The sequence below is a fragment of the Mycobacterium sp. genome, assembly GCF_035570115.1.
Lineage (GTDB): Bacteria > Actinomycetota > Actinomycetes > Mycobacteriales > Mycobacteriaceae > Mycobacterium.
In genome coordinates, this window is record NZ_DATMLH010000240.1 from 1 (window position 1) to 14971 (window position 14971).

The 14971-nt window shown below is 64.8% G+C and carries 14 protein-coding genes; 6 read left to right on the forward strand and 8 right to left on the reverse strand.

Features of this window, described 5'->3' with window-relative positions; genetic code table 11:
- The 3 genes from VNW74_RS21655 to VNW74_RS21665 all read left to right on the forward strand — a co-directional run.
- The coding region (locus tag VNW74_RS21655; RefSeq protein WP_325680596.1) for a TetR/AcrR family transcriptional regulator at nt 1–432 on the forward strand (432 nt) is incomplete at its 5' end.
- 338 nt (nt 433–770) lie between these two features.
- Nucleotides 771–1475: a hypothetical protein gene (locus VNW74_RS21660; RefSeq protein WP_325680598.1), complete on the forward strand. Its 705-nt coding sequence runs from the start codon at nt 771–773 to the stop codon at nt 1473–1475.
- Between the two features lie 35 nt (nt 1476–1510).
- On the forward strand, nt 1511–3040 hold the full coding sequence (locus tag VNW74_RS21665; protein WP_325680599.1) for a DNA polymerase Y family protein: 1530 nt from the start codon (nt 1511–1513) through the stop codon (nt 3038–3040).
- Between the two features lie 12 nt (nt 3041–3052).
- Here the strand turns inward: VNW74_RS21665 and VNW74_RS21670 are convergent, their stop codons facing one another.
- The 7 genes from VNW74_RS21670 to VNW74_RS21700 form a co-directional block, all read right to left on the reverse strand.
- The gene (locus VNW74_RS21670) at nt 3053–4192 is read right to left on the reverse strand and encodes a transposase (protein WP_325680601.1); all 1140 of its coding nucleotides are present in this window, start codon (nt 4190–4192) and stop codon (nt 3053–3055) included.
- Between the two features lie 162 nt (nt 4193–4354).
- Nucleotides 4355–5398: a nucleoside hydrolase gene (locus VNW74_RS21675; RefSeq protein WP_325680603.1), complete on the reverse strand. Its 1044-nt coding sequence runs from the start codon at nt 5396–5398 to the stop codon at nt 4355–4357.
- A 23-nt stretch (nt 5399–5421) separates the two neighbouring features.
- A complete protein-coding gene (locus tag VNW74_RS21680; RefSeq protein WP_325680605.1) occupies nt 5422–7434 on the reverse strand; it encodes an SDR family oxidoreductase in 2013 nt (670 codons plus the stop codon).
- Nucleotides 7435–7516: 82 nt separating this feature from the next.
- Nucleotides 7517–10417: an MMPL family transporter gene (locus VNW74_RS21685; protein WP_325680607.1), complete on the reverse strand. Its 2901-nt coding sequence runs from the start codon at nt 10415–10417 to the stop codon at nt 7517–7519.
- The gene (locus VNW74_RS21690) at nt 10414–10860 is read right to left on the reverse strand and encodes an MmpS family transport accessory protein (protein WP_325680609.1); all 447 of its coding nucleotides are present in this window, start codon (nt 10858–10860) and stop codon (nt 10414–10416) included. Before VNW74_RS21690 ends, VNW74_RS21685 begins: the two co-directional genes overlap by 4 nt.
- Nucleotides 10857–11459, reverse strand: coding sequence for a TetR/AcrR family transcriptional regulator (locus VNW74_RS21695; protein WP_325680611.1), 603 nt, complete (start codon nt 11457–11459; stop codon nt 10857–10859). The genes VNW74_RS21690 and VNW74_RS21695 overlap by 4 nt, the downstream gene beginning before the upstream one ends.
- A 93-nt stretch (nt 11460–11552) precedes the next feature.
- Nucleotides 11553–12257: a histidine phosphatase family protein gene (locus VNW74_RS21700; RefSeq protein WP_325680613.1), complete on the reverse strand. Its 705-nt coding sequence runs from the start codon at nt 12255–12257 to the stop codon at nt 11553–11555.
- Between the two features lie 93 nt (nt 12258–12350).
- Here VNW74_RS21700 and VNW74_RS21705 point away from each other — a divergent pair, with 93 nt between their 5' ends.
- A complete protein-coding gene (locus tag VNW74_RS21705; protein WP_325680614.1) occupies nt 12351–13223 on the forward strand; it encodes a MaoC/PaaZ C-terminal domain-containing protein in 873 nt (290 codons plus the stop codon).
- A 42-nt stretch (nt 13224–13265) separates the two neighbouring features.
- Nucleotides 13266–13544 (forward strand): hypothetical protein, encoded by a 279-nt coding sequence (locus VNW74_RS21710; protein ID WP_325680616.1) that lies wholly within the window; start codon nt 13266–13268, stop codon nt 13542–13544.
- 157 nt (nt 13545–13701) lie between these two features.
- Here VNW74_RS21710 and VNW74_RS21715 read toward each other — a convergent pair whose 3' ends face one another.
- A complete protein-coding gene (locus VNW74_RS21715) occupies nt 13702–14055 on the reverse strand; it encodes a nuclear transport factor 2 family protein (RefSeq protein WP_325680618.1) in 354 nt (117 codons plus the stop codon).
- 118 nt (nt 14056–14173) lie between these two features.
- On the opposite strand from VNW74_RS21715, the gene VNW74_RS21720 reads away from it, so the two are divergent.
- The gene (locus tag VNW74_RS21720; RefSeq protein WP_325680620.1) at nt 14174–14971 is read left to right on the forward strand and encodes a helix-turn-helix transcriptional regulator; all 798 of its coding nucleotides are present in this window, start codon (nt 14174–14176) and stop codon (nt 14969–14971) included.

The window sequence follows — 14971 nt, forward strand, 5'->3', positions numbered from 1 at the left end:
GGGGTGTCACGGCCGACCATCTATCGCTACTTCGTGTCCAAAGAGGACCTGATCGATGCGCTGGGAGCGCATGAACGACGGCGTTTCGACGCGGCGATGGAACGGGCGATGAGGGGGGTCACCGGCATCGCACGACTCGAAGCGGCGGTCGACCTTGTGGCGACTTTCGTGGAGGATCAGCCGCCCGGGCGCCAGCTCGATCTGGATCCGGGCTTCGCGCAGGACCAGATGGCGCGGGCGTTGCCGATGATCAGCGAGAGGTTGATGGTGGTCTTGGAGCAATGCGCTCGTGAGGACGGCTTCGATGCCGCGGCGAATGCGCGCGATCGCGCCGGTGCAATCGCACGAGTCGCATTGAGCCACTACATGTTTCGAGAGACGGACCCAGCGGCGGCACGTCGGGAGATCCGCGCTACGGCTGGTCTTCGGTGACAGTCGATCCAGGATGTCGCGTTCACGTTGATGGTGATCGCGTTCCCAGGCGCATGCTGCGCTGAACGCGAGCGGTTCTAAAACGCTGAATGCCGAGTGGGCCGGCTTCCCGGCGCACAACAGACGAGCGATGAACCAGACCCTGGCCGCTCTGGGCAGGCTGTTGACCGCCAACTCGAGATAGCGGTTCCTTGTCTGCAGCGAAGTTAGCTGGTTCTGCAGCGGGTGTGCCTGCTGCACGTGATCCGCTTGACGTTTGTCGGTGGGCAGGTGTTGACTGATTCTATCGAACATATATTCGAACATCAGTGGTAACACCCGTACCTCAGGAGGTGGTGATGACGGCGATTCTCGCCTCCGATCAGCCTCATCACAACCGCGTTGACCAGCTAAAACAGCTGCGCCGCCAGATCGCGGCAGTGTCCGGGAAGGTCGGTTCCGGTCGGCTTAGTCATCAAAGACATGCTCATAGTCACCCCGGCCCGGACGACCTGCTTCCGGATTCGGAGACAAAGCTGCCCATCCCGCAGCTGCTGGCCGATGTGCTGCCTGACGCGTTGCCACGGGGAACGGTGGCGGTGCTGTCGGGAGCCCGGTCGCTGCCGTTGAGCATGGTGGCCGCGGTGACGGCCGCCGGTGGGAACGCAGCCATTGTCGGCCAGCCGGATATCGGACTGCTGGCCGCCGTGGAAATGGGAGCGGATCTGAGCCGGCTCGCGGTAATCCCGGATCCCGGTTCCGATCCGGTGGAAGTGGCTGCGGTGCTCATGGACGGAATGGATCTGGTCGTGCTGGCTTTAGGCGGGCGCTCGGTGCCACTGTCACGGGCGCGGGCGGTGGTGGCCCGCGCTCACCACAAAGGCTGCACGCTGCTGGTCACCGATGGTGACTGGCAGGGTGCGTCGATACGACTCAAGGCTCGGGTCTGCGGCTATGAGACCACGGCGGGTACGCCCGGTTTCGGACGGATCAGCAAGGTGCGGCTCCAAATCAACGGGGTGCGCGCAAGGGGGCGGACCATCGGCCGGGTGCGAACCGGGTAGTTCACGTGGCCTCCCGAGTATTGGCGATTTGGTGTATGGACTGGCCTGCGGTCGGCGCTGCGGCGGCCGCGGGCCTGCCCGCGACGGCCCCGGTCGCCGTCACGCTGGCCAACCGGGTGATCGCCTGCTCATCGGCTGCCCGTTCGGCGGGAGTGCGGCGAGGATTGCGGCGACGAGAGGCCGCGGCTCGCTGTCCGCAATTGCACGTCGTGACAGCCGACTCCGACCGCGACGCCCGCTTCTTCGAAGGAGTTATCGCGGCGGTGGACGATCTGGTGCCCCGCGCCGAGGTGCTGCGGCCCGGGCTCTTGGTGTTGCCGGTGCGTGGGGCCGCGCGCTTCTTCGGGTCCGAGCAGCAGGCCGCCGAGCGGCTGACCGACGCAGTGGCCGCAGCCGGCGCAGAGTGTCAGGTCGGGATCGCCGACCAGCTGTCCACCGCGGTCTTCGCCGCCCGTGCCGGTCGTGTCGTCGAACCGGGAGAAGACGCGCGGTTCCTATCGGCGCTGTCGATCCGGCAACTCGCCACCGAGCCCAGCCTGTCCGGTCCCGGGCGGGACGATCTAGCGGATCTACTGTGGCGGATGGGGATTCGCACCATCGGACAGTTCGCCGCATTGCCGCGCACCGACGTGGCTTCCCGGTTCGGCGCCGACGCGGTGAACGCGCACCGGTTCGCCCGCGGTGAGCCGGAACGCGGACCGTCCGGGCGTGAGCCGCCGGCCGAACTCGACGCCGTGCTGCATTGCGATCCGCCGATCGACCGGGTTGACGCCGCGGCATTTGCCGGCCGCTCGTTGGCCAGCACGTTGCATCAGACATTGATGGTCGCCGGAGTGGGATGCACCCGACTGGCCGTTCACGCCGTCACCGCCAACGGCGAAGAGCTGACGCGGGTATGGCGATGCGCCGAGCCGTTGACCGAGGATGCCACCGCCGACCGGGTGCGCTGGCAACTGGACGGGTGGTTGAACACCCGGATCGTCGCGGATCGGCCCACCGCATCGGTGACGCTGTTGCGGCTGCAGGCGGTGGAGGTGGTGTCGGCCGGGGCGCTGCAGTTACCGCTATGGGGCGGCCTCGGTGAAGAAGACAGGATGCGGGCCCGCCGGGCGCTGGTGCGGGTGCAGGGTCTGCTCGGCCCGGAGGCAGTGCAGGTGCCTGTCCTGTCCGGCGGTCGTGGGCCTGCCGAGCGCATCACGTTGACGCCGCTGGGCGACGAGCCGGTGCCGCGGGCCGATCCAGGTCTGCCCTGGCCCGGTCAACTGCCCGAACCATCGCCCACGGTGCTGCTCGATGATCCGGTGGAATTGCTTGATGCCCAAGGTAACTCGATCCGGGTGACCAGCCGGGGGCTGTTCTCCGCCGACCCGGCACGGCTAACCTCTCGCGGCCGCGACGACCAGCTGCGCTGGTGGGCCGGCCCATGGCCGGTCGACGAACGCTGGTGGGATCCGGATCGGGTGGCGGGTCGCACCGCTCGCGCTCAGGTCTTGCTGGAGAGCGAGCGCGCGATGCTGCTGTGCTACCGCCAAAGGAGGTGGTATCTGGAGGGAATCTACGATTGACACCCTCCCCGCCTAAAGGGCGGGGATTCCCGGCTCGGCAAGCACCCGAACCTCAAGAAGATCCGGATGTCTTACAGCTTCAGCACCGGCAGGGTTGAGACCAGCCCTGTCCAGAATGACTCTGGCAGCGTTTCGGTCGCGATCCTGGATCATTCCGCAGGACTCACAGGCGAAAACCCTTTCCGACAGCGGCAGGCGGGACTTGGCTCTCGCACCGCAACCGCTACATGTCATGGTCGTGTAGGCGGGCGGCACCAACACCACCTTTCGGCCCGCCCGCTGCGCATATTCAATCAGCGTGGCTTTGATCGCGCCGATCGTGCCGTCCGCGGACTTGCGCGCCATACGAGACTTAGCTAAAAACCGCGGCTTGAAGTCCTCAACCGCCAATTCCCCATGGTTGGCGACGACTTTTGTGGCCCACTTACGCGCCGTGTCCTGCCGCTGCCGGGCGACTTTCTTAGACAGTTTGGCGACCGCGCGCTTAGCCCCGAGGTAACCCTTCGACGCCGGTTCGCCGCGGGCTGGCTTGCGCCGCGCCATGGTCCGTTGCCCGCGTGCAAGCTCGGTGCTGGCACGCTTGCCGTATTCCGGATGCGCCAGGTCGTATTTAGGGTCGGTGGTAGTCGCCACGGCGCGCACTCCCCAGTCGATGCCGATCGCGTGCTCGCACACCGGCAGCGCCGCGTCGTCACAGCGCACTACGAAGCTGGCATACCAGTGCCCGATGCTGTCGCGGTAGACGCGCACACTGCTGGGCTCAGCGGGCAACTCGCGCGACCACACCACCGGAATGCACAGGCCGCCGGCCAGACGCAACCGGCCACTTTTGACGGCGAATCCCCGCCTGGTGTAGTTCAGGCTCGGCAGAGTGCGCTTGGCGGACTTGAACTTGCGACGCCCCTTACCCTTAGCCCGCTTGGCGCGAAAGTTTCGCAGCATCTGCTGTTGGGCCACCACCGAACCCTCACGCAGCCAATCATGCTCTCCCCGCCAACCGGTAAGTGCATCGTCACGGACCCACTCGCCGGACTCGTTAAGTCGTGCAACCGCTTGATTCCACACCCAGCGGCAGCGGTCCCACTCTCGCAGCAACGCCGTCAGCGCCGTCGCGCCGGGGCGCAACCTGTACCGATAGCGAACGACTGCCATGCGGCGAACGCTACCGTCGCTGTACGACAACACTGCCCGTTCCTCTCGCGCCTAAAGGCCGAGGCTTCCTGGCGGTGAATCGGTAACGGCCCGTCACGCCGAGCGTGTGCTCACGGCAAAAAGATCGCCCCGAGATCTCCCCGCCAGTACATGTACGGCTCGTCAGCCGAGTCGACCGGCGAACGGTCCGACCCGTTCGATAAACCGGTCGAAGAACACCGCTGGGTCCACACCAACACCGATCAGCGCGTTGGGCTTTCGGCTCCACCGACCCGACCAGTCGGTCACCGTCATGCCGCGGGTCAGTCTGCCCGTCAACTCGACGTCTACCGTCGCCGGCCGGGTGGCGAGCAGCTGCGGGTCCAGCGCGACCGCCGCGGCCAATGGGTCATGCAGATGCGCCTGGTAACCGTGGCCGAGATCGTGGTAGGACTCCAGGTAGAACCGCGTCGCGTCCTCGATCAGCCGAATCAACGGGTTGGACGCCGACGACCGGGTGCCGCGCTTTTCCTGAGCATTCATTATGGTCGTCGCCGTGTTGGCAGCCGCCGCCAGTCTGACCAGTATCTCCGGTGTGATCGAGATGTTCCGCGTCACGTCCAAGCCGCAGAGAATCGGAAGCGATTGCGGCTCATTGTCTTCCGAGACCTCAGGGGACCAGGCGGCGAACACTTCGGCCGCCGCCTCGGGGTCCACTCCGATGTTCCACTCCGCGACCGGAGTGATGTTGCCGCGGTAGTCATAGGCCCCGCCCATGATCACCAGCCGCCGCAACAGCGTCGGCAGCGCAGGTTCCTTACGCAGCGCCAGCGCCAGGTTGGTCAGCGGGCCGGTGGCCAGCCCGATCAGCTCTCCCGGATGCGCATGAGCCGCTGTGACCCATGCCGTCGCCGCATCGTCGCCGGCGAGCTGACGAGCGGTCGGCGGCAACTCCGCATACCCCAGACCCCGTGGCCCATGGACGTTCCCGACGGGAAGCGCGGGGGAGTTCAACGGGTGATCGACGCCTTTGGATACCGGCACGCCGTCGATCCCGCACAGCTCGAGTAGGCCGAGGTTGTTCTCGCAGACCTGATCCACACCGACGTTCCCGCCGGTCGAGGCGATGCCGACCAGCTCGGCCTCCGGGCTGGCCAGCAGGTAAATCAACGCAATTGCGTCATCCACACCGGTGTCGACGTCGACGAAAACTGGTGCGGCAGCCACTGTTGCAACGATACCCGGAGGGGCTACCAGTGCACGCCGGGCACCAGCCGTATCGCCCGCTTGACCGGCCGCGGGACCCGCAGCCGGTTAACCGCACGCGTTGGTCGCCTCGGCCGGCGCGGTGACGATGATGGCGCGGCAACGGTTTCCGGCGGCGTTATTCCCTGCGCTGCCGCTGAATCCGGATATCCGAGATAGAGCTGGTGCAGGATTCGTCGCGACAGCTTGGGGGTGAAGTAGTTTCCGGCTTCCGCAAGGGTGCCGACCGGGGTGTCGATGCGGGCCGGCTTGTCGACCAGCCCGCGCACCACCATCGCCGCCGCATGCTCGGCACTGATCGGCGGAACGGGGTTGAGCCGCCGCGACGGCGCGATCATCGGCGTGGCCACCAACGGCATGTGGATGTTGGTGAACGTGATGTGGTCGGAAAGCGTCTCGGAGCCCACAACTTCGGAGAACGCGTCCAACGCGGCCTTGGTGGGCAGATACGAGCTGTACTTGGGGCTGCGGGCCTGCACGCCGGCGCTGGATACGTTGACGACGTGACCGAACCGGCGGTCACGCCAATGCGGCAGCAGCGCCAATACCATCCGCACTGCCCCGAAGTAGTTGACCGCCATCACCCGCTCATAGTCGTGGAACCGGTCGGTGGCGTTGACCACCGAGCGGCGGATCGACCGGCCGGCGTTGTTCACCAGATAGTCGACGTGACCGAAGCGGCCCAGGATGTCCTTGACTGTGTGCTCCACCGAGGCGGAGTCGGTGACGTCGCAGGTGAAGGCGTGAGCCTGACCGCCGTTGGCGCGGATCTCGGCGACCAGGTCGTCGAGCGCCTCACCGTTGCGCGCCAACGCGAATACTGTTGCGCCGCGTTCGGCGACGGCGATCGCCGCGGCCCGGCCGATGCCGCTGGACGCGCCGGTGATGATCACGTGGCGCCCCATCAGCGCTCCGGCCGGATCGTCGCGTCGGGCCCGATCGGGGTCCAAATGCTCGGCCCAGTACCGCCACAGCTTGGGTGCGTAGTCGGCGAACTCAGGAATCTCGATACCGGTGCCGTGCAATGCGTTTCGTGTGTTATCGGAGATGAACGTGGGCGCCAGGTCGACGACGTCGAGAACCTCGGCGGGAATGCCCAGTTGGGTGGCTGCCATGTTGCGCCACACCTTGGCCCGCCCGCGCACCTTCGTCACGGGTGCGGCGACGGACCGGGGCAGCGATCCGCGCAGCGGCGGCAGCCCGGCCGCGTCGGCGATCCCGCGATAAATGCCGCGCAGGCCAATCGTTTTCGGTGCGGTCAGGTGGAACGTCTGGCCGTCGCGACCGTCGGCGTGCATGAGGGCGACCAGTGCGTCGACGACGTAGTCGACAGGGACGATATTGGTGCGGCCGGTGTCGGGCAGCATGATCGGCGTGAACCGGGGCAAAACCGCCAGCTTGGCCAGCACGCCGAAGAAGTAGTACGGTCCGTCGATCTTGTCCATCTCACCGGTGCGCGAATCACCGACCACCACCGCGGGGCGGTAGATCCGATGGCGTAGGCCGGTCGCCTCGCGCACCAGCAGCTCGGCCTCGAACTTCGTCTGGTGATACGGCGTCGGCAGCTGCTGACCGACGTCGAAATCGTCCTCGGTGTACTCACCGCGGAATTCCCCGGCTACCGCGATCGACGACACGTGATGCAGCGTCGCGTCGAGCCGGCGCGCGAATTCGATCACGGCGCGAGTGCCCTCGACGTTGGCGATGCGTTGATCGGGTTCGGGGACGGTGAGGTCGTAGATCGCCGCGCAGTGCACCACGTGCTCGACGTTGCCCAGCTCGGCGATGGCCTCGTCGGTCAACCCCATATCGGGCTCGGCCAGGTCGCCCACCAGCGGTTTCGCTCGTTCGCCCCACTGACCGGTCAGCCGTTCGAACCGGCCCAACGACGGGCGACGAACCACGACCCACACCTCGGCGTCCGGCCGGGAGTCCAGCAGACGCGAGACAACGCGCCGCCCGATAAACCCGGTACCGCCGGTAACGACATAATGCATGCAACACATGGTGGCGCGTGGCACGTCGCACGTCAACGCAGTGTGACGCGATCGGTGAAGTGCAGCTCGTTACCTACCGGGCCTACCGGGAAGTAACCGCCGTCTCCGCCTCGTCCGGGTCGTCCCACAGCAGTAACTGACGAACCGCGGGACGCGATCCGTAGGGCTGCAGCATCCGACTGGCCGGCCGCGGGCGCACCCGCTGCGGCCACCAGAACCAGCGCCCGAGCAGGGCGGCGATCGATGGCGTCATAAAGGAACGGACGATCAAGGTGTCGAAGAACAGGCCGAGGCCGATGGTTGTCCCGATTTGGCCGAGCACCTGCAGACCGCTGAACACGAACACGCACATGGTCACGGCGAAGACCAGACCGGCGGCGGTCACCACCGACCCAGAGCCTGCCACCGCGCGGATGATACCGGTCTTGAGGCCGGCGTGGATTTCCTCTTTGAACCGGGAGATCAGTAGCAGGTTGTAGTCGGATCCGACGGCCAGCAGCAGGATGACCGCCAAAGCCAGTACGACCCAATATAATTGGATGCCCAGCATGTACTGCCACACCAGCACCGACAGCCCGAACGATGCGCCCAACGACAGCACCACGGTACCGACGATCACGATGGCGGCGACCAGGCTGCGGGTGATGATCATCATGATCAGCAGGATTAGGCTCAGCGAGGCGATGCTGACGATCAGCAGGTCGTAAGTCTCCATATCAGCGATGTCTTTGTAGGTCGACGCGGTGCCGCCGAGATAAAAGCGGGCGCCCGCCAGCGGCGTGTTCTTGACCGCCTCGTGCGCGGCCAGCTTGATCGGCTCGACATGGGAGATGGCCGCGGGCTCTGCCGGGTCGCCTTCATGAGTGATGATCATCCGAGCCGCTTTGCCGTCGGGCGACAGAAACAGTTTCAGGCCGCGTTTGAAGTCAGGGTTGCTGAATACTTCCGGCGGCAAGTAGAACAGGTCGTCGTTTTTGGCTTTGTCGAAGGCCTGTCCCAAGGCCGCCGGGTTGTCGTTCGCGGTGGCCGACTGATTGGCGATCCCGGAGTTGGTGGCGAAGTTCTTCAGCACCAGTTCTTGGTTGATTTCTTGGCTGGCGATCTGGGGGGGTATCAGTCCCACCAGTTGCGGTTGGATCGCATCGAGCTTGTCCAGGCTTGTGACCAGGTCTTCGAATTTTTCGGTCAGCTCATCGACGCTGTCGATTGATTCAAACGTGTTTCGCAGCGCGAAGCACACCGGGATGTCGTAGCAGTGCTTTTCCCAGTAGAGATAGCTGTGGATCGGTCGAAAGACATCGTCGAAGTTGGCGAGCCTGTCTCGCACCTCGGAGATGATCGCCAAGGTTTCGTGGAATTTCTGGGTCTCGTCGTGAGTGGCGGCGGCGAGTTGCTGCTGCAGGGCATATTGTTGCTGCAAGATGCCGATCGTCTTGCTCAACTCATTTGACTGCGTTACCAAGTCGCGCGCGCGATCCATCTGGTACTTGAGATTTTGAACCTGGCCGATGCTTTGCTGGCTGATCTGAAACGCGATCGAACTGTGGTCCAGTGGTGCTCCCAATGGCCGGGTGATGGACTGCACTTGAGCGATACCGGGGATGTGGACCACGCCTTTGGCCACCTTGTCCAGCACGAGCATGTCGGCCGGATTCCGTAAGTCGTGATCGGCCTCGATCATCAGCAGTTCGGGCTCCAACCGGGACCGGGGAAAGTGCCGCTCGGCAGCGGTGTATCCGACGTTGGCCGCAGCAGAGGCAGGGATGTAGGGCCGGGTGTCATAGCTGGTCTTGTAGCCGGCCAGGGCGAGCAGACCGATCAGGGCGACGGCGATCGAAACGACGAGAATCGGTGCGGGCCAACGGACAATGGCGGTGCCGATGCGACGCCAGCCTCGGGTCTGCAGTACGCGCTTGGGCTCGAAGAGTCCGAAGTGACTGGCAATCGTCAGGATGGCCGGGCCCAGCGTGAGCGAGGCCGCCAGGGCAACCAGGATCCCAATCGCCGCGGGCAGGCCCAGGCTTTGAAAGTAGGGCAGCCGAGTGAAACTGAGGCACGCCACCGCGCTGGCAACCGTCAGTCCAGAGCCCAAGACAACGTGCGACGTGCCGCGATACATGATGTAGAACGCGTCTTCCCGTTCTTCGCCGCCGGCGCGCGCTTCGTGATATCGGCCGACGAAAAATATCGCGTAATCCGTTCCGGCGGCGATCACCAGCAATGTCAGCAGATTGGTGGCGTAGGTCGACAGCGGAAGAATCCCGGCATTGCCAAGGAATGCAACGAATCCCCGTGCCGCGGCCATCTCGATCAGAACAGTCGCCAAGACCAGGAGCGTGGTGGAAAACGATCGATAGACGAAGAACAGCATCACGGCGATCACGCCGACGGTAATCGCCGTGACTTTGCTGGATCCTTTACTGCCTTCGGTGAATTGATCGGCGATCAGTGGGGCAGCGCCGGTGAGGTAGGCCTTGACGCCTGGCGGCGGCTGCATGTGATCGACGGTGCTGCGGACCGCGTCGACTGACTCGTTCGCCAATGCCTCGCCCTGGGCTCCGTTGAGAAAGAGCTGAACGTAGGCGGCCTTGCCGTCGCTGCTCTGGGATCCCGCCGCGGTCAGCGTGTCTCCCCAGAAGTCCTGGATGTGCTGAACGTGCCTCTTGTCCTGTTCCAGCTTGCGAATCAGCGCGTCATAAAAGGTGTGAGCATCAGCGCCGAGCGGCTTGTCGCCTTCCAGGACGATCATCGCCGAACTGTCCGTGTCGAACTCGTGGAACACCTTGCCGATGTGCTTGAACGCCTGGTACGACGGCGCCTCCGGGGAGCTGAGGCCGACGTTGTGCATCCTGCCGACTTCTTCTAGTTGCGGCACAAGGATATTCGGCACCGCGGCCAACGCCACCCAGAACAACAGAATGGGCACCGCCAGGCGGCGAATCGTGTGTGGCACGACGGGTCGGCGGCTGCTGTGATCGCTCATCCGGACTTGTCCAAACAGAACGTGTACGCGTTCAATTCGTTGACGGTCCTTTCGTCTTTGACGATGCCGTTGACGGTGATGCGGCAGCTCAAGGTGGGGCCGTTGCCTTGAGCAACCACGTTGGCGATGACCGCGGGATCGGTGGTCGTGATCGTGTAGGACCACGGCAACGGGGCGTTGTCGACTCGTTGCGGCGCGGCATGGACGTCCTGGTAGTTGATGGTCGCGGTGGTCCCCGGTTGGCCGAAGACCTCATAGATCACTTGCTTGGGGTTGAAGGGAACGATCTCGTTAGAGCCACCGCTGCCGAGTGCTGCATTTTTGTGAGAACCGAAGGCGTCGTGCAGGCGGAAGACGGCGAACCCGGCCAGCGCGACCACCACGGCGGTGACCAGGATCATCCAGTGCCCTCTGACAAGGCCGGTCAACGAAATACCTCTCACCCGTTGACCTTTCGATTAGCGCATCGGGTGAGGCTCGGGATGATCACATCGTCCACGAGGGCCTCCACGGTCTGCTCGGTTGGTGGCCGGCCGGGAAAGATGGACCGAAAGATCAGATAGTGCGGCATCAGGTCCCAGAGTTCGTCGTTGATGGCGGTTTGATCGATCTCACCGCGGTCAACGGCCTGCTGGAGGATCTGGTACATCAAGGCCTTCCGCTGCTCGATGAACTGGTGCTGCATGACGTCGTTGAGTGCGGGGTTGCGCGATACCTCGACAAGCACCGCGCGGATGGTGCCGGCGTGCTGCCGACCTTGTTGGCAGACCACCTCTCCTATGTGCAACAAATCGCCTCGCAGCGTTCCGGTTTCGGGTGGGACGGCGATCTGGCGGATGCCCTCGATGAACGCGGCCAAAACCAATTCGGCTTTCGAGGGCCAGCGCCTGTATACCGTGGCCTTGCTGGCGCGCGCGGTGGCCGCCACCGCGTCCACCGTCAACCGGTCATACCCGTGTTCTTGCAGGAGCTGCAACGTCACCGCAAGCAGTTCGGTCTCCCGCGGCGACCACCCCGCCGCGGGATCGGCAGTCTGCGTCACGCGCTCAGGATAGAACCACCGCGGCAGTACTGTCCAGTACCGTACCGCGGGGATTTCGCTGCCAACCAGCCGTCGAGTCCTGGCGCGTTCGGCTCAGTAACTGAAGTCGCGGATGCCGTCCCAGTCCACCAGCGTCCATCCCATCGCCGGACTGCCGGTGACCACCACTCGGCCGACATTTGGCAGCCGATGGCTGGTCGCCAGGCTGTCCTTGGGGTTTTTGACGTTCATCAAGGTCCAGTACATGATCGCTGCGCCGTGCGAGAACGCAACGGGTTTGGTGTTACCGCTGTCGTAGATTTTCTGGACGGCGGCAGTGAACTGATCGTTGAATTCATTGCCGCTGATCGAGCCCGGAATGGCGTCCTTGGTGTCGCCCTTGAGCCAATCCGCCGGCGCGAGCAGATAGGTCAGGTCGGCCCTCTTGGTCGAGGTGTCGTTGTACCAGCCAGCGTCGATTTCCCGCAGACCGGGCAGGACTTCGACCGGCTTGCCCAGCGCGTGGGCCAGCGGTGCAGCGGTCTGCTGGGTACGAACCATGTCGGAGACGTAGATGCCGTCGAAGTTGTTCCGGGAGAGCTGGTGGGCCAGCTGCTCGGCTTGCGCCTTGCCTTCCTCGGTAAGGCTCGGACCGGGAATATCGGTGTTGAGGACATTGTCGGCGTTGGCCTGCGACTCGGCATGTCGGATGAAGGTCAGCGTGATGCTGCGCACATGCGGGGATCCCGAGCAGGCGCCGATCATCATCGTCACGACGAGCGCGGCCAAAGCCTTCCAGATGACGGTGCGGTTGCGCATGGCGATAGCCTGCCTTGTCGACGGCTTCGATGTGGTGGGTTTGCATAGGTTCGCCATGGTTGGCCGTATGAATCTGATCGAGAGGAGACCCGCATGGCGATCGACCCGAAGGCCATCGGCGCAACAACCGACCCGATGCTGTTCGAATGGACCGACCGGGACACCATCCTGTACGCGCTCGGTGTCGGTGCTGGAACCGAGGATTTGTCCTTCACCACGGAGAACAGCCACGGCATCACCCAGCAGGTGCTACCGACCTACGCGGTGATCTGCTGCCCGGCGTTCGGCGCGGCGGGCAAGGTCGGATCGTTCAACTGGGCCATGCTTTTACACGGTTCGCAAGGCATCCGGCTGCACGCGCCGCTGCCGGCCGCGGGCAAGCTGTCGGTCGTCACCGAGGTGGCGGACATCCAGGACAAGGGCGAGGGCAAGAACGCGATCATCATGCTGCGCGGCCGCGGCAGCGACCCCGACACCGGGACACTGGTCGCCGAGACGCTCACGACGCTGGTGATCCGCGGCGACGGTGGCTTCGGCGGAGAGCCGGGCCAGCGGCCCGTCGCGCCGGAAATCCCTGACCGCGAGCCCGACGCCCGAGTCGCGTTGCCTACCAGGGAGGATCAGCCGCTGATCTACCGACTCTCCGGCGACCGTAATCCGCTGCACAGCGACCCGTGGTTCGCCAAAGAACTGGCCGGCTTCCCGAAGCCGATCATGCACGGGCTGTGCACCTACGGGTTCTCCGGCCGAGCCTTGGTCGCCGAGCTCGGCAATGGCGATGCCAGCGCCATCACCTCGATCGACGCGCGATTCACCAAGCCGGTCTTTCCCGGCGAGACGCTGACCACCTTGATCTGGCGCACCGAACCCGGCAAGGCGGTGTTCCGTACGGAAGCTTCCGGGCCCGACGGCAGCAATGCGCGGCTGGTGCTGGAGGACGGCGCGGTCGAATACGCGAAGGGCTAGCGCTGAGGTTTAGCGGGGCCGCCATTGTGGCAGCCTGCGGCTATGGCATTCAAACTCACCTACAGCGACGGGCAATCGACCGACTACGACGACAGCACCAAGTGGGAAGTCGAAAACGGAGTGGTCAAGATGGGGCGCGAGGCCGGCAAGTGGACGGTCTTCATCTCCCCGAGTCATTGGGCCACCCTCGAGCTTGTGGCCGGCAAAGATCGAGACAAAACAGGCGGCGACGGGCACGAAGACAAAGGCGACAAAGGCCAGGACAAGCACAAAAAGGGCAAACACAAAAAGGGCGAAGAGGACGACGAAGAGGACGGCTGACCGCGTCAATCGTCGACGCGAATGACCAGGCGGGGTTGCTTTTCGCCGTTGGATGCCGCGCGTTCCCACACCGCCTCGATCATCGGCCGCAACAACAGCTCGCCGAGCTGCCGCACCAGCACGGTGACGATCTGGTGCGATTCGCTGTAGCACGACGTCAGGTCGGCACTTTGTCCAGGAATCCGACAACGCGGGCCAGCCGTCCGTCGGCGCCGAGCGATGCGACGTCGGAGCCGATCACGAGCGGGTCATCCCCGTCGCGGCCAAGGCCCCAGCTGAACCGGGCAACGTCGTGGTGGGTGTCGACTGGGCCGGCCAAAGCGAAGACGTGATCTGGAAATTGGCCTTGGGTCGTGGCGATGGCGGCGTCGATGGCGTCGTGCCCGTGCGCGTCGACCAGAGGGTCGAGATAGGTGGCGTCGTCGTCCCACGTTTTGGCGATCAGCTCACGGCGGGTGGCTGAGTCGGTCTCGTTCCAGCAGGCAAGGTAGCGGTCGATCAACTCGTGCATGTGCTCATCCTTTCGGCGGGTAGAAATTCTGCACCCGATCGTGGACGGCGCCGCCGCGCGCTGTCGATTACCCGGGAGGTAATCGTCGTCGTGAGCCGGCGCGGCTAGCATCGTGGCGGTGACGACTCTGGCCCAGCGGGCACCGGCAACACCGCCGGTCGGTCAGCTGCTGCGCGAATGGCGCGAGCGGCGTCGAATAAGCCAGCTTGACTTGTCAATTCAGGCCGATATCTCGGCTCGGCATCTGAGCTTTGTGGAGACTGGACGGTCGCGCCCGACCCCGGGAATGATTCTGCGGCTCAGCGAGCAACTCGACGTTCCGCTGCGCGAGCGCAACGCGCTGCTGCTGGCCGGTGGTTACGCCCCCGCCTATCCTGAGCACTCGCTCGACGAGCCGGAACTAACGCGACTCCGCGCCGCGCTGCGTCAGATCCTCACCGGACACGAGCCGTATCCCGCACTGGTTGTTAACCGGTGGTGGGAAATGCTCGACGGCAACGCGGCCATCGCGGTGCTCACCGAAGGATGCGACCCTGCACTGCTGACACCGCCGGTGAACGCATTACGGGTGTCGCTGCACCCGGACGGCATGGCGCCACGCATCGCCAATCTCGCAGAGTGGCGCGCCCACATCCTTGAACGCCTGCACCGGCAAGCGCACAGCACACGTGACCGGCGGCTGGCCGAGTTGCACGCCGAGTTGGCGGCCTATCCGGGCGGCGTGACCGAGCGCCCCGAGCTCACCGACGTCGCGGTGCCGCTGCGCCTGCTTCATGGCGATCAAGAGTTGGCGTTCTTCAGCATGACCGCCGTGGTTGGCGCGCCGCTGGACGTCACGGTCGCCGAGGTTGCGATCGAGTCGTTCTACCCTGCCGACGCGGAAACCGCTGCGGCGCTGCACCGAATCGGAGGGTGA

Coding starts and splice junctions, on each gene's coding strand:
- VNW74_RS21705 (WP_325680614.1), top strand. CDS start 12,351: ATGGCGATCGACCCGAAGGCCATCGGCGCAACAACCGACCCGATGCTG.
- VNW74_RS21700 (WP_325680613.1), bottom strand. CDS start 12,257: ATGCGCAACCGCACCGTCATCTGGAAGGCTTTGGCCGCGCTCGTCGTG.
- VNW74_RS21680 (WP_325680605.1), bottom strand. CDS start 7,434: ATGCATTATGTCGTTACCGGCGGTACCGGGTTTATCGGGCGGCGCGTT.
- VNW74_RS21710 (WP_325680616.1), top strand. CDS start 13,266: ATGGCATTCAAACTCACCTACAGCGACGGGCAATCGACCGACTACGAC.
- VNW74_RS21715 (WP_325680618.1), bottom strand. CDS start 14,055: ATGCACGAGTTGATCGACCGCTACCTTGCCTGCTGGAACGAGACCGAC.
- VNW74_RS21685 (WP_325680607.1), bottom strand. CDS start 10,417: ATGAGCGATCACAGCAGCCGCCGACCCGTCGTGCCACACACGATTCGC.
- VNW74_RS21660 (WP_325680598.1), top strand. CDS start 771: ATGACGGCGATTCTCGCCTCCGATCAGCCTCATCACAACCGCGTTGAC.
- VNW74_RS21670 (WP_325680601.1), bottom strand. CDS start 4,192: ATGGCAGTCGTTCGCTATCGGTACAGGTTGCGCCCCGGCGCGACGGCG.
- VNW74_RS21665 (WP_325680599.1), top strand. CDS start 1,511: ATGGACTGGCCTGCGGTCGGCGCTGCGGCGGCCGCGGGCCTGCCCGCG.